At 65.7% G+C, this 16,672-nt stretch carries 12 protein-coding genes; 7 read left to right on the forward strand and 5 right to left on the reverse strand.

The annotated features are described in order from the left end of the window. The first annotated feature begins 3 nt into the window (after window positions 1-3). The gene (locus EH231_RS27970) at window positions 4-4,515 is read left to right on the forward strand and encodes a hypothetical protein (RefSeq protein WP_090424058.1); all 4,512 of its coding nucleotides are present in this window, start codon (window positions 4-6) and stop codon (window positions 4,513-4,515) included. A 12-nt stretch (window positions 4,516-4,527) separates the two neighbouring features. Here EH231_RS27970 and EH231_RS27975 read toward each other — a convergent pair whose 3' ends face one another. The 3 genes from EH231_RS27975 to EH231_RS27985 all read right to left on the reverse strand — a co-directional run bounded on the left by EH231_RS27975 (window position 4,528) and on the right by EH231_RS27985 (window position 8,036). Beyond that, complete coding sequence (locus EH231_RS27975; protein ID WP_090424803.1) at window positions 4,528-6,351, reverse strand: ABC transporter ATP-binding protein; 1,824 nt, start codon at window positions 6,349-6,351, stop codon at window positions 4,528-4,530. 23 nt (window positions 6,352-6,374) lie between these two features. Next, window positions 6,375-7,289: a hypothetical protein gene (locus EH231_RS27980; RefSeq protein ID WP_090424057.1), complete on the reverse strand. Its 915-nt coding sequence runs from the start codon at window positions 7,287-7,289 to the stop codon at window positions 6,375-6,377. Window positions 7,290-7,352: 63 nt separating this feature from the next. Continuing rightward, entirely contained in the window at window positions 7,353-8,036 is a 684-nt protein-coding gene (locus EH231_RS27985; RefSeq protein WP_090424056.1) for a VldE C-terminal domain-containing protein, read from the reverse strand. 271 nt (window positions 8,037-8,307) lie between these two features. On the opposite strand from EH231_RS27985, the gene EH231_RS27990 reads away from it, so the two are divergent. Both EH231_RS27990 and EH231_RS27995 read left to right on the forward strand, forming a co-directional pair. Beyond that, window positions 8,308-9,162 (forward strand): helix-turn-helix transcriptional regulator, encoded by an 855-nt coding sequence (locus EH231_RS27990; RefSeq protein ID WP_090424055.1) that lies wholly within the window; start codon window positions 8,308-8,310, stop codon window positions 9,160-9,162. A gap of 132 nt (window positions 9,163-9,294) precedes the next feature. Next, window positions 9,295-10,497, forward strand: a complete 1,203-nt coding sequence (locus EH231_RS27995; protein ID WP_124713782.1) for a hypothetical protein — start codon at window positions 9,295-9,297, stop codon at window positions 10,495-10,497. A gap of 63 nt (window positions 10,498-10,560) precedes the next feature. On the opposite strand, the gene EH231_RS28000 is transcribed toward EH231_RS27995, so the two are convergent. Next, window positions 10,561-11,277, reverse strand: coding sequence for a GntR family transcriptional regulator (locus EH231_RS28000; protein WP_090424053.1), 717 nt, complete (start codon window positions 11,275-11,277; stop codon window positions 10,561-10,563). A 177-nt stretch (window positions 11,278-11,454) separates the two neighbouring features. On the opposite strand from EH231_RS28000, the gene EH231_RS28005 reads away from it, so the two are divergent. Genes EH231_RS28005 through EH231_RS28020 form a run of 4 tightly spaced genes read left to right on the forward strand, consistent with a single transcriptional unit; the run spans window position 11,455 to window position 15,835 of the window. Then, a complete protein-coding gene (locus EH231_RS28005) occupies window positions 11,455-12,435 on the forward strand; it encodes a phosphate/phosphite/phosphonate ABC transporter substrate-binding protein (protein WP_090424052.1) in 981 nt (326 codons plus the stop codon). Between the two features lie 6 nt (window positions 12,436-12,441). Then, window positions 12,442-13,254, forward strand: a complete 813-nt coding sequence (gene phnC / locus EH231_RS28010; protein ID WP_090424051.1) for a phosphonate ABC transporter ATP-binding protein — start codon at window positions 12,442-12,444, stop codon at window positions 13,252-13,254. After that, window positions 13,251-14,846: a phosphonate ABC transporter, permease protein PhnE gene (gene phnE, locus EH231_RS28015; RefSeq protein WP_090424050.1), complete on the forward strand. Its 1,596-nt coding sequence runs from the start codon at window positions 13,251-13,253 to the stop codon at window positions 14,844-14,846. The genes phnC and phnE overlap by 4 nt, the downstream gene beginning before the upstream one ends. Then, complete coding sequence (locus tag EH231_RS28020; protein ID WP_090424049.1) at window positions 14,822-15,835, forward strand: zinc-binding dehydrogenase; 1,014 nt, start codon at window positions 14,822-14,824, stop codon at window positions 15,833-15,835. Before phnE ends, EH231_RS28020 begins: the two co-directional genes overlap by 25 nt. A gap of 74 nt (window positions 15,836-15,909) precedes the next feature. Here the strand turns inward: EH231_RS28020 and EH231_RS28025 are convergent, their stop codons facing one another. Next, entirely contained in the window at window positions 15,910-16,665 is a 756-nt protein-coding gene (locus EH231_RS28025) for a glycoside hydrolase family 16 protein (RefSeq protein WP_164481263.1), read from the reverse strand. Between the last annotated feature and the right edge of the window lie 7 nt (window positions 16,666-16,672).

Raw genomic sequence — 16,672 nt, forward strand, 5'->3', positions numbered from 1 at the left:
ACCATGGCGACCACCACCACCCGCGTGATGACCACGGTGCTCCCGTACTCGGTCGATCCGAACGGCACATTCCATGTGTCCGTGTTGTTCTCGCACCGGCTCGCCGGAAGCACCAAGCTGTCCGACTATCCGGCAATGGTCAACTGGGTGAAGTCCCTCGAGACAGCGACTTTCACGCTGCACACCGATGCCCTGGATCCGGTGCGGTGCAAGCCGTTACCTGGCGGCAGGGACGAAAGTGTTTGGCTGAAGGCATTTCCGGCCGACACCACCACTGTCGCCGATTTTCCGAATCCCACGGTCACGCAGAATGACTGGAAGAGCTACCCGGCCCACCGCACCCCGGATCATGCCTTCGATGCCCACAACGCATCGGCGTGCGCCTCTCCGGTCAGCAGGCCGGCGGCCACCACTGCCCCGCTGGCCGCGGAGCTGCTGACCACCTTCGGTGACATCACCGAACTGCGCGGGTTGATCACTGCATTGCTGACCTACCGCCGCAACCGGGACGACGAGCTCGACGACTTGGAGGACGCGCGGACCCGGACGGTGCAGGGGGCGCTGTCACCGATCAAGCCGGCACCCGACGCCGGCCCACCCGCCGGCGGCGGCGGGGGTGGCGGAGGTGGCGGGCCACATCTCGGCATCCAGGAGGCCGAGGCGTCGATCACCCCACGCAGGTCGCCGATCGACCTGCTGCTCTCGACCGAGAACATCGACAACCACATCACGAATTACATTGCACAGCTGGATGACAGCACCGCCAACACTCCGATCAAGAAGATGCTGCGCGACGTGCACGCCGCCGTCGGATACTACGACCGGCCCGAAGAGCAGCCACACGATTCCGACAACCTGGAATCCGCCGACGTGGCACCGCCCCGCACACCCCACCCCGATCCGGACTTCCATGAGCGGGCCGCAGCAGCCTGCAGCGTAAAGACTCTGGCCCGAGCACTCGGCCTGGTGGTCGATCTCGAGGTCCACAAGGATGATCTGGCGAAACTGGCTACAGCAACCAGGATCTGGTGCGACGTCAAAGTCGCACAGACCGAGAAGTATGTCTCCCCCGTCACCCTGTGCACCACGTCGGGCACGCAGTTCCTCGCGCAGGCCATGGAGCCCGATCGCTGGGCCGGCGGCCGGTTGCGACTGGGAGACGAGGACCGCTACCGGGTGGTGGATCTGGACCCCGACGCGGGCGGCATGTCCGTGGAGCAGATGCTGCGCAGCGTGCTGCGGGCGCTGGCGATCGAGGCCAACGGCGACGGTGGCTCTTTCTCTCCGCCGAGCGTGCGGGCCACGGGATTCGCGGTCGCCGAGATCAATCGCCCGGCCCGGCTCAAGGATCAGCTCGACAACAGTCCCAGCGGTGAGCCCGCAATCGATCAGGCTGGTGCGCAGCCCGGCCCCGACCTCAAATTCGAACACTTGCTGCGCGGCACCCGACTGGAGGTGTGGGACGACCTCACCAAGAGCTGGCACAGTCTGCATGAGCGCTCGGTCGTCGCGTCGTTCGGCAAGAACGAGATCTTCAAGTCCAACGAGGATGTCGGGCACCTACAGAACCCGCCGTTGAGCCAGGTGCCGGGCGATCGGGCCAACAATCCCTTCTACGTTCACGAGGTGCTGGCCGGTTGGGACGGTTGGAGTTTGTCGGCGCCACGCCCGGGAAAGCTGGTGATTCACAATCCTTCCGATCATGCGGAGCCGGGCAAGGAGCGAATCACCGACCAGCCGGAATCGACCGCGAAACCGGGGCTCGGGGTGCGGTCGAACGCCAAGCACGCGTCGCTCCCGGCGTTGCGGTACGGCTCCAGGTACTCGTTCCGCATCGCGGGAGTCGACCTCGCCGGCAACAGCGTGCCGATGAACAAGGACCTGCCTCCTCAGGTGTCGCAGGGCCAGATCCAGGCCGCGCAGGCACATCTCGACGGTGTACGCGCGAAGACCACAGCCCGGGACAACGCGAGTGTCACCGCGGACCTGCGGGCACAGGGCAAACTGCGGGCCCCGACGCTGGGCACCGGCAGCGGGGTGCGCGCCGACACCGAACGTGCGATGGCGTCGGTGCTCGAGAGCGCGTCGTCGATACGGACCCGCCCGGAGTTGGACACCTCACCGGAGGACCTGGCACTACTGATCGCCGATGCCGACGCCGCGACCATCACCGTGCCCAAACCGTTCCTGCGCTGGGATCCGATCACCGCGCCGACCTTCGTACCCCGCGCGGCCTACGTGACCGGTGAGTCCCTGCAGCGCATGGTGATCCGCACCGGATTGACGGGAACGCCCGGTGTGACCGAGCGCCACATCGTTCCGCCGAAAGGCAGCGAGCTCGAAGCCGAGCAGGACGGGCGCCTGGACCGGCTGATGCGCGAAGGCAAGGTGGCGCAGGCCTATGCGATCGCACTCAAGGAACGCGGCAGCCTGTTCTACAAGGAAGTCCAGGACATCCACAATCCGAAGGGCAAGATCATCCAGCCGGGCATCAAGCTGCTTTCGATGCCCAACGTCACCGATGGCAAGACGCTGGAGCAGATCCAGGATCCTGAGGTGCAGCCAGCCGCCGGACAGTACATCGTGCACGACGTCGACAACCTGCTGGTGCCCTACCTTCCGGATCCGATGACCGACGGTGTGACACTGATGTTCTACGAGGCCGGCGCCGATCACAAGTTCACCAATCCTCGGGTACTGCAGTCGGTCACGCTCAAGTACGCGGGCGACTGGCCGTTGCTGCAGCCGCTGCGCCTCGTGCTGCACAACGCACCCCGACTGGACGCCGAGCAGGACGGCAACATCATCCACATCGGTCTGCCGCCCGGTGAACAGGTCGCGGTCAAGGTGTCCTCAACACTCGACGACGCCCATCTGAAGAAGATGGGGCTGTGGGTCACCAGCCCGATCAATGATCCCGATGTTCCCGAAGCCGATCGCGAGGTGTTGGCGGCGGCAGCCCGCGACGGTTGGCTGTGGTGGCTCACCCCGGATGAGGACCTGCGCCTCGTGCACGCCACGGCCCGGCCGGCGATACCGCCGACGATCTCACGGCTCATCGCCGAACCCCGGTCGGCCAATGTCGTCGCCGCCAATCTGGACGGTGTGCTCGACGTCCACGGGGCCAGCACCGACAAGGTCGAGCTGCGTGCGGAATGGACCCAACAGATCGACGATCCGAACGCACCGGAACCAGTCGCCCGGACCACGCGAGAAGTGGTCGTCAAGCACACCATCAAGGAGAACGAACGCTTCTCGCTGCTGACGTTCAACCCCAGCGCCGCCAAACACATCGGTACCCGTGACGCCGAGGTACCGGTCAGGCGCGCCGTCCACACCCTGCCGGATACCAAGGCGCGTAAGGTGACCTATCGGTTGCACGGATCGTCGCGGTATCGGGAGTTCTTCGTTCCGGACGAGCTACCGGAGATTGACGACCCCGGGTCGCTGGGCAACCCGGTCGAGGTCAGCATTCCAAGTTCGGCAATCCCGGCGCCACCGGTGGTCCATGACGTGATTCCGATGTTCCTGTGGGAGCATGCAACTGAACCCGAGCACCCGTTCGCGATTCGGCGCAGCCGTCGCAGCGGGGTCCGGATCTGGCTGGACCGGCCGTGGTTTTCCAGTGGCGACGGCGAGATGCTGGCGATCATCGCAACCGGCGATCCGGAGCTGGCGAAAGACAAGACCGACAGTGTCAGCCTGTGGGCCCGCGACCCGATCCTGGTCAGCTCCAAGATCGCCAATTCCTATGAGGTGCCGGTGCTCACGGCCTGGCAGCAGCGGGCGGTTCAATTGAACCTTGAGCCCGAGAGCCTTCCGGGTCGGCCCGAACTGCATGTGGTGAAGCCCGGCAGCCCGACTGCCGGCGACAAGGTGATCAACGCCTACGCCTACACCCCGGAGTTCGACGCCGGCCGCCGCCGCTGGTTCGTCGACGCCGTGTTCGAATCGGCCGGTGCCAACTGGCCGTTCCTGCGCCTGGCCGTCGCCCGCTATCAACCGAATTCGATTCCCGGGATGGAATTCTCCCAGGTGGTGGCGACCGACTTCGTCCAGCTGCCGCCCGAGCGGATCGGCACGCTGAGCCGGCCGGACAAAGATCACGTCCGGATCAGCATCACCGGCATCAGCTCGGTGACCAACGCACCCGGACTCACGCTGCCGGCGACCCGCCCTGACAAGCCCGAGCAGCTCACACCTCTGCTGACCGCGTCGCACCGCGTGGTGGCGACGTTGCAGACTCGCGGCAAGACGTCGGGCTCGGATCTGGAGTGGAAGAGCGGAGCCGAGGTGCCGTGCGAGCTGGCCGGCATCGACGCGAAGACCTTCAAGGCGACCTGGACGGCCGAGTTGGCGTTGGAGCCCCCGGAACAACTGCTGACCCCCGGCAGCGCCGACGACCTGCGGGTACAGATCGAGGAGTACGAAATCCTTTCTGCCGATGAGACACCCGGAACAGCGGGCCTCACCCCTGTCGAACGGTTGGTCTACGCCGACCACTTCTACCTGTAGCCGGGTCGCCCGTCAGCCCCCGTTCTGCACCTCGTGCAGCCGTTTGTACAGGCCATCCTGGGCCATCAACGTCAGATGATCGCCGCTCTGTGAAATGCGCCCGTCTTCGAGGACCAGGATCCGGTCGGCCACCGCGGCGATGAAATCCAGATCATGGCTGACCACCACGCAGGTGCGGTCCTTGGCGTAGCCACGGATCACTCCGATCATCCGGGCCCGCTCGTCGACGTCGAGGTTCTCGGTCGGCTCGTCGAGCAGCAGCACCTCGGGCCGGCGCAACAGGCAGCGCGCCAGGGCGATCAACCGCTTCTGCCCGCCGGAGGGGATCTGGACGTCTACCACCGTGTCATAGCCGTCGTGCATCTTGGTGGTGATGACCGAATGGATGTGGGCTTGGGTGCAGGCTTCCTCGATGTCCGCGTCGGTGGCCTCCGACCGAGCCAACCGGATGTTCTCCCGGATGGTGTCCTTGGTGAAGAACGGGAACTGAGCGAGTTTGGACACCTGTTCGCGCAGCGACTCGATGGTGACGGTCGAAATATCATTGCCGTCCAACAGGATCCGGCCATGTTGAGGATCCCGGAACCGCAGCATCAGGTTGAACACCGTCGACTTGCCCGATCCGATACCGCCGACCAGTCCTACTGTCTCCCCCTCGGCGATCGAGAACGACAGCCCATCGACGATGTTCCGACCGGGCGTGTAGCCGAACGTCACGTCCTCGAAAATCAGGTTCCCATGCACCTCGCCCAGCGCTACGGCGTCCTCGGCTTCGCGCACCGAAGGCTTCGTGTCCAGCAGTTCGTAGGTGGACGTCACATTCGGCGCCAGGGACTGGTATGTGGTGTACGCCCCCAGAACCCGTTGTGCGGCACTGAACATCACCGGAACCACACCCGCGAAGACCAAAAGCCCCGCGAACGTCAGTCCGAAGTGCGTGCTGAGTCCCACACCGACCAACAACACGATGACCGTGCTGAGGGCCACGAAGATCTGTGAACCGTTGACGGTGGCCTGCATCCAGACCACCGAGGCCGCCGACCCCTTCGCGGCTTCCTCGGACACCGCATGAAATCGCTTGCTGCGGACCGGTTGTGCATTGAACATCTGGATCTCGGCGATCCCGCTGATCGTCTGCTCAACCTCGGCGGCCATCGCCCGCTCAGCATTCATCACGCGCCGCATCACCGCCTGTACCTGGCGGCCGACGAACCTGAGGGTGATCAGAGCCAGTGGTGTCAGCACCAGTGCAGCCACCGTCATCTGCCACGAGATGGCCAGCAGGTAGCTGATAACCACCACCAACACCACCACATCGATCAGTGGCGGCAGCAGACAGTCGGTGAGAAGCCGTTGCACTCCAGCGGATTCCGTCATCACCCGGTGCATCAACTCCCCGCTGCGCGAGGTGAGGAAGAAGTCCAGGGACAGCGACTGCAGGTGGTCGTGGACGCGCTGCCGGATGTCGACCAACAGGATCCGCTCGACCCTCGCGCCGATCCCGGCGTTGATGAAGTACATGAGCTGGGTCATGATCAGCGAGCCCGCCCACACCACCAGCAGCACCACGAACGGCACCGGCCCGGCGAGCGATTTCAGCAGCCCGTCCTCGCGGGCCACCAGTGGGCCACTCAGATCCCATACGCCGCTGAGGTTTCCGCTGTTCCCGGCATCGGCGATGACCTGCACCATCGGCCCGAAGGCGGCCACCGTGACGTAGGGCAGCGCGGATGCGATCACCCCGATCACCACCAGCAGGGCCAGCACGCCCCGGACCGCGCGCAGCATGCGCAGGCTGCGCCACACCACATGCAGCGACGACGCCACGTCGGCCACGCGCACCCCCTTTTCCGCGAAGGCTAACCCTCGGACGAGTCGCTGTCTCGCGGAACGTCCGGCAGCCCGGGTGGCGCATCGTCATCGAAGAAATGCCGGATCGCGGTGAACCCGCCGTGCCGGTACGCCTCGTAGGCCCAGATCGCGGCAATGATCGGCACCGGGCCGAATGCCACCCACCATCGCGCCGAGGGCGGCACCAGTTCGGCGATCACCTGAGAGCTGGGTTGATCGTCGACGACGGCGGGCAACCATTCGTGCAACAGGATGGTCAGCATCCGGGTTGCCTCGAACGGGCCCGCGACGGTGGCCAGCACCCAGCTCAGGGACGCGATGATCAGCGCCCACGGCCAGGCCAGCAACAGCGACTGATCGTCGACGATGTCGGCGGCCGAGCGGATCGATTCGGCGACGAACGCGAAACCCAACGCCACCAACAGCACACCAATCTGGGCGGCCAGCAGATCGTCGAGTACCGAGTTCGCCAGTTCATCGCCGCTGCGCGTCGGCAGACCGAACGCCAGCGAGAGCAGACCGGCCAGCAGGGCAAGCAACATCAGCGCCGAGGTGGAGTCGTCGATGCGCATGAAGGAGTCGGTCAGGATGCGCATCACCAGGCGCGACGAGGACGACGGCCTGGTGCGGTAGAGGATCATCACCACCAGTCCGGAGATGAAGATCGAGATCAGCCAGGCCACCACGGCCGCGCAGATGATCACGAGCGCGAGTGAACCGATGACGGGGACGAGTTGCTCGTTCGCGGTCTCCCCGTTGCGGACCACCAGCAGGGGCACCACGCCGATGGCCACCACTCCCAGGGCGCGTACCAGGATCGGCAGGGTGAATCCGGCGATGTCACCGGCATCGAGGTCAGGATCGGTGCGGCGGATCGCGGCGATCTCGGCGCTCATCACAGATCGCGCCCGGCGGAACGACATTCTGCGCGCCACGATGCGAATCTAAACGGCGCAATGCTCCCCGGTCTTGGGGACACGCACGACTCAGCGCAGGTAGAGCTCGCCGCCGGTCGGGTAGCCGCCACCCTTGGTAGTCAGGTGGACGTGGTCGTAGTGGCCGTAGCCGCCGGACTTCGCCCCGCCGTCGGGCGTGTAGTACGTACCCCGCCAGATGGCGTCCTGCAGGGCGAACCGGTCGGCGTTCTTCAGTGCGTACGCGACGATGCGGTTGCCGAGGTCGATGCCGTGCGCACTGCTCGGGTTGGGGATCATCACGTCGAGGGCCAAGCCGTTGGGGTGCCAGCGCAGTGCGTCCGGACGAACGCCGCCGATGTCGCGGATCTCGGGGAAGTCGGCGCTGACGGCCCGGGACGCGAGGATGGTTTTGACCTGCAGGCCGCGCTCCGGGGCGTCACCGATGGGCAGCAGCTGCGGGATGTTGATGACGCGCCAGCGAGAGGCCGTTGCAGGCGGCGCCTGCCCTGCGCTCAGGCTCACGGTCTGTGCGACAACCGTCGACGTGGACGCCGACGGCGCGGCCACGATCTCCATGCAGCACGGCGTCTCGGGGGCCGGCGCAGGCGCGGCGACAGGTTTGACGGTGTCGGAAAACGGGGATGCAGGAGCAGCGCTGCCGCCGGCGAAGAACGCAGCGACCGGCGCAATGATCGCAGCCGCTACAGCCGGCAGTTTGCGCTGGCTGGGGCTAGCTAATGCGTGTCGGCCCACACGGGCACCATACGGGCACTTCTCACGGGTCGCAGCAACCACTCCCCCGTTCTGAGAGTTTCCTTAACTGACTGTCAAGCACATTTGCGGCGTGTTTTTGCAGGTCAAAGGTCACGAATTGGTCACGGGCGCACGGTGTTCTTAAGGGCGCCTTTCAGCGTGGTGACGGGTGCATAAATTCAAAAACACCGCCACGGCGCGCCACCCGTCGCTACGCTCCTCTCCAGATTTACGCGGTCGCAAGTCGCCCAGGAGGTTGTTTCGTGTGGCGATGAAGCTGTGGAACGACGACCGGCCGCTCACCCGGCGCGTCGTGTTGGGCGAAAGAGCCGTAACCACCCGCGGCATGTCGCTGCGATTCGCCACTGAGCAGATCGACACCACGACCGACTGGTGTTGTTTCGATGGCTCCCGCCATCTGGTCTTCGTGCACCGCGCCGGACGCCTGCGGTCGATGGAGACCGATCTGGACTGGGGCCCCTCGGGCCGAGCGCTGCCGAGCGTGGGTGACATGTGGGTGGTGCCGGCCGGCGACAAGTGCGCGTCGTTGGTCGAAGGCGACACCGCCGAATACTGCGAGATCGCCATTCCGGATCACCTACTCGGCGAGACGACGTTGATTCCGCGCGTCAAGCATCACGACCCACTGGTCCATCAGATGGTGGAACGTATCTACGACGTTGCCGAACGTGATGACGCGCTCGCGCGCCTACTCACGGAGTCGATCGGGGAAACCCTGAGACTTTTGATAACCGACAACTATGCCGAGGCGGTGCAGCGGCGCACGGAGTACCGGGCCAACATACTGGATTCTGCTACCCGCGCGAGAATCGTCGAGTTCCTCGAGGACAGCATGGACTCAGAGATCAGCCTCGAAACGCTTGCGCGGCATGCAAAGATGTCGGTGGGCGGCTTTATCAAAGCGTTCCGCGCAGCGTTTCACACCACGCCATACCAGTACTTATTGGACCTTCGGATCGACCGCGCCAAGACGTTGCTACTGAACACACCGCGCACCGTCACCGAGATCAGCGCGATCGTGGGGTTCTCGACACCGAATCATTTTGCCACCGCGTTCCGGCATCGCGTGGGAGTGTCGCCCAGTACCTACCGCAATCTCCGCTGACGCACGGCGCGCGGGCGCCCGGGTCAACTATTCAAACGCGAAAAATAATGCGAATGTCGTTCGGCGACTTTCCAGATACCTTCGCGCCGTCAGCAACAGCTGACGTCCCCGCTGTTCGCGAAGGAGACCGAGTTGACGCTCGCTCTACGCCCCTATGTGACCGCCGGCGTCGCCCTCGTCGGCGCCAGCATTATCGCAGCCACACCGGTTGCTGCGCCCCCACCAACAATCCAGGCCCATGCAGTCCAGCTCACCGCAGCTATCGACAACCCCATCGAGGTCTTCGCCCCGGTGTTCACCGCGGCAACCACTGTCGTCCAGAACGCCGTCCAAGCCGAACTCGACGATCCGTTCCCCATCGTCAACGGACTGGTCGGAAAGTTGTTGGCGGACGGCAAGACGCTCGGCGACATGGCCAATGCACTCGGCCAGTCTTACTCAGGGCTGTTGACCGCCCTCCCGGGAGCACTCACCACCTACGCTCAAAAGATCGCAGCCGGCGATTTCACCGGAGCGGTTGGCGCGTTCATGCCCATTGCCATCGGACCGTTCTTCACCACGTTCACCCAGCTTCTGAAGTTCCAAGGCTTCGTGCAATCGCAGTTCGAGGTCGCCGGGAAGTTGACCAATGCCGCCATCATGGGCGCCTGGTCACTCGGCCCCGGGCAGCTCTTGTCGGTGTACGGCGTCATCGGCGCGGTGACGGGCACCCTGGACGAACTCGTGAAGGCAGTGCCGACCGGTGATCCCGCCCAGATCGTCAACGTCGTCCAGCACGGCATCGCCAACATCGCGACCAAGGCACTCGGCGCCGTCGATATGTGGAGGTTCTCCTTCGACTCCACGCGCCAACAGTTCCGCGACATCCTCAACCCACCGCCGCCTGACCCCGAAGAGCTCACGACCATGGTGACCTCGAAGGTGCCTGCGCTGTCACTGCCCACTGTCGAGGCTCCCGCAATCGAGGCGCCTATCGCTGAACATGTGAGCGAAACCGCAAGCGGCACAACAGTGAGCGATCCGGCAGCGTCATCGGCGACAGACGCAACCGAAGCAGATCCGGCCGCAGTCGACTCTGACACTTCAGTGGAAACAGTCAAACCCGCCGTGCGCGAGAGTCTCGTCGCCGTTCCCGGAAAGCTCGGCACCCTCGGCAAGGCCAACAGGCCTGCGGCGAAGGTGGCCTCCGATGTTCGCGACGGAATTTCTGCCACCGTCAACAAGATTGGCGAGAACGTCAAGAAGGCATTCGCCAAGCCCGAGAAGGCGCCAGCGAGCGCGTCCACCGGTGCCGATAAGAGTTCCGGTACCGGAAACTCGGGGGATGCCAAGTAGCACAGACACAATCGACCCTCGCTTGGCGGCCGGGCGAGGGTCGATTGCTCTGCCCATCCGGCTCTATGGCGCGGTCATCACCGCGGTGAAAGTCATCCGGTCACCCCGATACAGGGAGCGCCGCTGCTCGATCGGAATTCCGTCCTGGTCATACGACACACGGTTGAGCAGAAACATGGGTGTCCGACTGTCCACGGTGAGCAGTGCCGATTCCCGTGCATCCGGCAGTGCCGTCTCGATGGTGTCGACAGTCCGCTCGAAATGAATGCCCCGGCTGCGGATCTCAGCGTAGAGCGACTCGCGGTAGTCGAAAGCCTCCCGTAAACCCGGGTATCGCGCGGCCGGCAGCTTGGTGGTCTCCAGGCCCACCCGGATGCCGTCGGTGGTCAGGACGCGTTCGAGCTGCAGGATGGGTGCGCCCACCTCGATGGCGAGCTGTCCCGCCAGGACGTCGTCGGCGACGAGGTCGCTCCAGCCGACCAGGATGCGTCCGCCGCTGCGGCCCTGCTCTTTGGCGGCCTCGGTGTAGGAACCCATGGACAAGGGCTGCAGGATCTTGGGCGCCGCGACGATGGTGGTTCTGCCACGACGTTCAATACGTCCGGCCAACAACAACTCTCGCAACGCCTGCCGGACTGTCTCACGGGCGACGTCGAATCGCTCGGCAATCTCCCGCTCCGCGGGGAAGGGGTCTCCGACCTCCAGGTCGTCGAGCAGTCGCTCCAGTTGCGCGCGGACAACCTGGTGCTTGAGAACCCGGGGTTCTGCACTCGCGGACACCCGCTCACAGTACCAAGCCTTGGTATAGACCAAGACTTGCCGTGTTGTTAACCTCCTCGCCAACTTGGATGCACCCGCTGGTATAGACCAACACACAGGGTGTGGGGCATGGCAGTGGCACCCCTCCGTCGGCGCACTGCCCGTCAACCGACCCCGCCCCGAAAGGTCCCGCGCGCCATGAAGTTCCGCACTCCGCGTTCCTCTGCTCGCATCGCTGCCGTGGCAGCCGCCTGTACCGCGCTCGTGTTGTCCGGCTGTTCCGGCTCCGATTCCCAGTCCGACGCCAGGACCGCCCAGGGCTTCCCGCAGACCCTCACCCTGGCCGCGATTCCGGCCGAGAACTCCACTGACCTCAAGGCCAGCTACCAGCCGCTGATCAAGCTGCTGGAGAAGGAGACCGGCGCCAAGGTGGAGTTCGTGCAGGCCTCCGACTATGCGGGGGTGGTCGAGGGCATCATCGCCAACAACGTCGACCTCGCCTTCTTCGGGCCGTTCGCCTACGTCGTCGCCGGTGTCAACGGAGCCAAGATCACCCCGGTCGGGGCGGTGATCCAGGATCAGGGCGCCAAGCCCGGCTACCAGTCCTACGGTCTGACCCGCAGTGGTGAGGCGAACATCAACGGCCTCAAGGACTTTGCCGGCAAGAAGGTCTGCTTCGTGGACCCGAGCTCGACGTCGGGATTCCTGTACCCGACCGCCGGGCTGATCGAAGCCGGAGTGATCAAGTCCGGCTCCGAGGGCGACCTGTCCGCGGCGATGTCCCCGATCTTCGCCGGGGGCCACGATTCCTCCGCGCTGGCGATCGCGAACGGCGACTGCGATGCCGGCTTCGCGTTCGACACCATGGTGGACAAGACCATGATCGCCAAGGGCGACCTCAAACCCGGTCAGCTCAAGACGGTGTGGAAGTCGGAGACGATCGCCGGGTCGGTGTTCGCGGCCAACGACTCGCTGGGCAGCGAAGCCATCGGCAAGCTCAAGACCCTCTTCGCCGACAAGGTCAACGTGCCCAACCTTGAGGCAGAAGGTTTCTGCCAAGGCGACGCCTGCCGGATCACCGACGAGCGCGCCTGGGGCTTCGTGCCGGTCGAGGATTCGGACTACAGCGGCGTGCGCCACGTCTGCGACGTCACCGGCTCCGAGAAGTGCAAGGGCTGAAGCCCGATGAGCACCAGCGGACCCCACCACCCCGTCGCGGGCGATGATCTCGTCGTCATCGCCCGCGACGTCACCAAACGATTCGGCGACACCCTGGCCCTGGACCACGTCAGTCTCGAGGTGCGGCGCAGCGAGATGCTGGTGCTGCTCGGCCTGTCCGGGTCCGGCAAGTCCACCCTGCTGCGCTGCCTCAACGGGCTGCACCCCGTGACGTCGGGCAGCGTCGAGGTCGGCGGCACCCATGTCGACACCGCATCGGCCAAACAGCTACGCGCACTGCGCCGCAACGTGGGGTTCGTGTTCCAGCACTTCAATCTCGTCGGGCGGTTGAGCTGCCTGGAGAACGTCCTGATCGGCGGCCTCGGCCAGCTGCGCCTCCCCCGCTACGGCGCGCTGACCTACCCCACGGCGATGCGCGCCGAAGCCCTGACCTATCTGGACCGGGTCGGCCTGGCCGACTACGCCGAGCGGCGCGCCGACACCCTCTCCGGCGGCCAACAGCAGCGGGTCGCGATCGCCCGCACGCTGATGCAGAAGCCCGGCCTGCTGCTGGCCGACGAGCCCGTCGCCTCGCTGGATCCCGAGAACGCCGGCGTCGTCATGGATCTGCTGTTCCGGGTGTGTATCGAGGAGAAGCTGACCGTGGTGTGCACGCTGCACCAGGTGGACCTGGCGTTGGGCTGGGCGCACCGTCTGGTCGGTCTGCGCAACGGCCAGAAGATCCTGGACCGGCCTGCGGTCGGGATGTCCCGCGACGACGTCATGGAGATCTACCAACGCGTCGACCCCGCAGCGCATTCGGCGGCCCGGCCGTCGTGAGCACCGACCTCACCGAGCGCCCGGCCCCGTCCGCCCCGCCGGTCCCTGAGCGCAGGCCGCTGCCCGGCCTGTTGCACCTGGTCGCGGTCGCCGCTGTGCTGGCGACGATCGTCGCCGCCTGGTCGATCGACTTCGCCCCCGCCACGCTTCTGGACGGGTTCGACGAAGTCGTCGCGCTGCTGGAGCGGATGATCCCGCCGCGACTGGACGATCCGGGGCGCATCGGCGGACTGGCGGTCGAGACCCTGCTGATGGCCGTGCTGGGGACGGTACTCGCGGCGATAGCCTCCGTGCCGCTGGCCTTCCTGGCCGCCCGCAACACCACACCGCATCCGGCCGTACAGACCGTGGCGCGGGCGATCATCACGTTCTGCCGAGCCATGCCGGACCTGCTGTTCGCCGTGCTGTTCGTCCGTGCCCTCGGAATCGGCGTACTCCCGGGCATTCTCGCGCTGGCCATCCATTCCATCGGCATGCTCGGCAAGGTGTTCGCCGATGCCATCGAGCAGACCGACCCGGGCCCACGTGAGGCGGTGCGCAGCACTGGTGTCGGCTATTTCCGCGAGATGCTCAACGCCGTCGTCCCTCAGGTCGTGCCGTCCTGGATCGCCACCTTCATCTACCGCATCGACATCAACCTGCGGATGTCGGTGGTGCTCGGCTTCGTCGGCGCCGGAGGCATCGGCTTCGCATTGCAGGATGCCTTGCGGGGTCTGATCTATCCGCGCGCACTGGGCATCGCCTGCGTCATCCTCGCGATCATCGCCGCCATGGAACTGCTGTCCATCGTCATCCGCCGGATGCTGCTCGATTCCGCGCAATCGAACCCGGCCCGGGAGCGCGCTGCGCGGTTCGTGTTGGGCGGGGCCCTGATCGGGGTCTGCGTGGCGGCGTTGGTGGTACTCAAGATCAATCCGGTGTCCCTGATCACCTGGGTGGGGCCTGCCGTTGAAGTGTTCGCGCGGATGATCCCGCCCAACTTCTCGGCTCTCGGCAGCGAATTGCTCGCCGCCGCAGGTCAAACCGTCGCGATCGGTGTGGTGTCGACGGCCATCGGTGTCGTGCTGTCGATCCCGGTCGGCATCCTGGCCGCCCGCAACGTCACTCCCCATCCCGCGGTCTACTGGGGGGCCCGTGGCTGGATCCTGTTGGTGCGGTCCGTGCCCGAACTGATCCTGGCCGTGGTGTTCGTCGCGGCATTGGGGCTGGGACCGGTCGCCGGCACCTGTGCACTGGCCATCGGATCGATCGGCTTCCTGGCCAAACTGGTCGCCGACGCCGTCGAGGAGATCGATCCCGGACCGCTGGAGGCCGTCCGGTCGGTCGGGGGCGGCTGGTGGAAGACGTTGTTCGCCGCGGTGATTCCGCAAGCCATGCCCGCGATGGTCGGATCCAGCCTGTACCTGTTCGACGTGAACGTGCGAACCTCCACCATCCTGGGCATCGTCGGCGCGGGCGGTGTCGGCTACCTGCTGTTCGAATCGATCCGCACGCTGAACTTCGATGTTGCCGGCGCCATCGTCATCGTCATCTTCGTCATCGTCTACGCCATCGAAAGGTTGTCCGGATGGATCCGATCCCAGCTCGTGTGACGGCCGCCGCGGTCTGGACGGGCTCCGGCGTCGACGTACGCACGGTGCCGATCCCCGACCTCGGTCCGGGGGAGGTGCTGGTCCGGGTGCGGTTGGCCACGGTCTGCGGCAGCGACCTGCACACCGTCACCGGCCGACGCAGCGCGGCCTGCCCGTCAGTCCTGGGCCATGAGGCCGTCGGCGATGTCGTCGCCGTCGGCGCGGGAGCGGATATCCCAGTCGGCCAACGCATTATCTGGTCGGTGACAGTGGTCTGCGGCGTGTGCAACCGCTGCCGGTCCGGCCTGAGCGCCAAGTGTCTGTCCGTACGCAAGGTGGGCCACGAGCCGTTCGACGGGGACTGGCCGTTGTCCGGTTCCTATGCCGCACACCTGGTTCTGCCTCGCGGAACCACGATCGCCGTTGTCCCCGAGACGCTTTCCGATGCGGTCGCCGCGCCGGCCGCGTGCGCGACGGCGACGGTGATGGCCACCTTGGAAGCCGCCGGTGAACTGACTGGTCGACACGTACTCATCAACGGAGCGGGCATGCTGGGCCTGACCGCGGTCGCGGCGTGCACAGCGGCTGGAGCCGACGTCCAGGTCGTCGACCGCAACGCCGACCGCATGGCGCTGGTGCCGGACTTCGGCGGCCGCGCGTCCGACGGAGGGCCGGTCGATGTCGCCATCGACTACACCGGTTCTTCCGCGGCGGTCAGTGCCGCGCTGGGCCGTCTCGACATCGGCGGCACCCTGGTGCTAGCGGGTTCGGTCACCCCTGGGCCGGCATTGGCGGTTGATCCGGAAACCGTTGTGCGGCAATGGCTGACCATCACCGGCGTCCACAACTACGAGCCCCGGCACCTGCATCAGGCCGTCGACTTCCTCGACCGCACCCGCGAGCAGTATCCGTGGGAAGCACTCGTCGTCTCCCCGGTGCCGCTCAAGCAGATCGCGTCGGCGTTACGCTCTCCGCCTTCGGGCAAGCTCCGGACAGCAATCTGTCCCTAAACGCCGAAACTACGGGTTCTGACGTGAAATCACTGAAAACACGACATAACCCGTAGTCTCGGCGCGAAAGAAAATCAGCCCTGGAAGACGCGGATCCAGTCGACCAGCATCTCGGCCGGGTAGTTGCCGCCACTCGGATCGCGGCCGCCCGAGCCACCGACGGCGATGTTGAACACCGGAACCAGCGTGTAGCCCGGGTCATTGAAAGGCCAGTCGTCCAACGAGTTCGCCGGAACCGTGAAGAAAGGTTCCATGCCGGGGGCATAGTCCTTCCAGAAGTACATGCCTGTCGGCGTCCACGACATCCGCCAGGTGTGCCACCCGCTGTCGATGGGGTGCGGGTCGGTGGCGAACGATTCACCGTCCAGACGGGCGTGCACCGTGCTGCCTGAGGGCCAGTCACGGTTGCCGTACCACTCCACCAGGTCGACCTCGCCGCCGCGGACGGGATCGTCGTTGAGGAGCCAGAACGCGGGCCAGGCGCCGTCGGTCAGGCAGTTGAGCTTGACCCGGGCCTCCCAGGTCGTGCCGATGCCACCGCGCCAGTTTCCGACGACCTTGGCGCTGGCGTACTTCTCCTGGATGGTGGTGCCCGGGCCGCGCGTCGCACGGATCACCAGGTTGCCCTTGCCGTCCTGGAACGCGTGCTCGGTATCGGTGACGTAGCGGCCCATGTTGAACGGCTTGTCCCACTCGACCGGATTCTTGATGGTCTCGCGCTCGGGCACCAGGTGCCACCACGCCGGGTCCGGCGGGGAGCCGGCCGGGCCGGGCAATGCAGCCGCTGCCACCCCCAGACCCATCATGAACATCACACTGCGACGATCCATCTCAGGC

Origin of the sequence: Mycolicibacterium nivoides, assembly GCF_003855255.1 — a bacterium.
Taxonomy (GTDB): Bacteria; Actinomycetota; Actinomycetes; order Mycobacteriales; family Mycobacteriaceae; genus Mycobacterium; species Mycobacterium nivoides.

Bases quoted from the DNA above. Each gene is read 5' to 3' on its own strand.
- EH231_RS27970 (WP_090424058.1), top strand. From the start codon at position 4: ATGGCGACCACCACCACCCGCGTGATGACCACGGTGCTCCCGTACTCG.
- EH231_RS27980 (WP_090424057.1), bottom strand. From the start codon at position 7,289: ATGTCGTTCCGCCGGGCGCGATCTGTGATGAGCGCCGAGATCGCCGCG.
- EH231_RS27990 (WP_090424055.1), top strand. From the start codon at position 8,308: ATGAAGCTGTGGAACGACGACCGGCCGCTCACCCGGCGCGTCGTGTTG.
- EH231_RS28005 (WP_090424052.1), top strand. From the start codon at position 11,455: ATGAAGTTCCGCACTCCGCGTTCCTCTGCTCGCATCGCTGCCGTGGCA.
- phnC (WP_090424051.1), top strand. From the start codon at position 12,442: ATGAGCACCAGCGGACCCCACCACCCCGTCGCGGGCGATGATCTCGTC.
- EH231_RS28020 (WP_090424049.1), top strand. From the start codon at position 14,822: ATGGATCCGATCCCAGCTCGTGTGACGGCCGCCGCGGTCTGGACGGGC.
- EH231_RS28025 (WP_164481263.1), bottom strand. From the start codon at position 16,665: ATGGATCGTCGCAGTGTGATGTTCATGATGGGTCTGGGGGTGGCAGCG.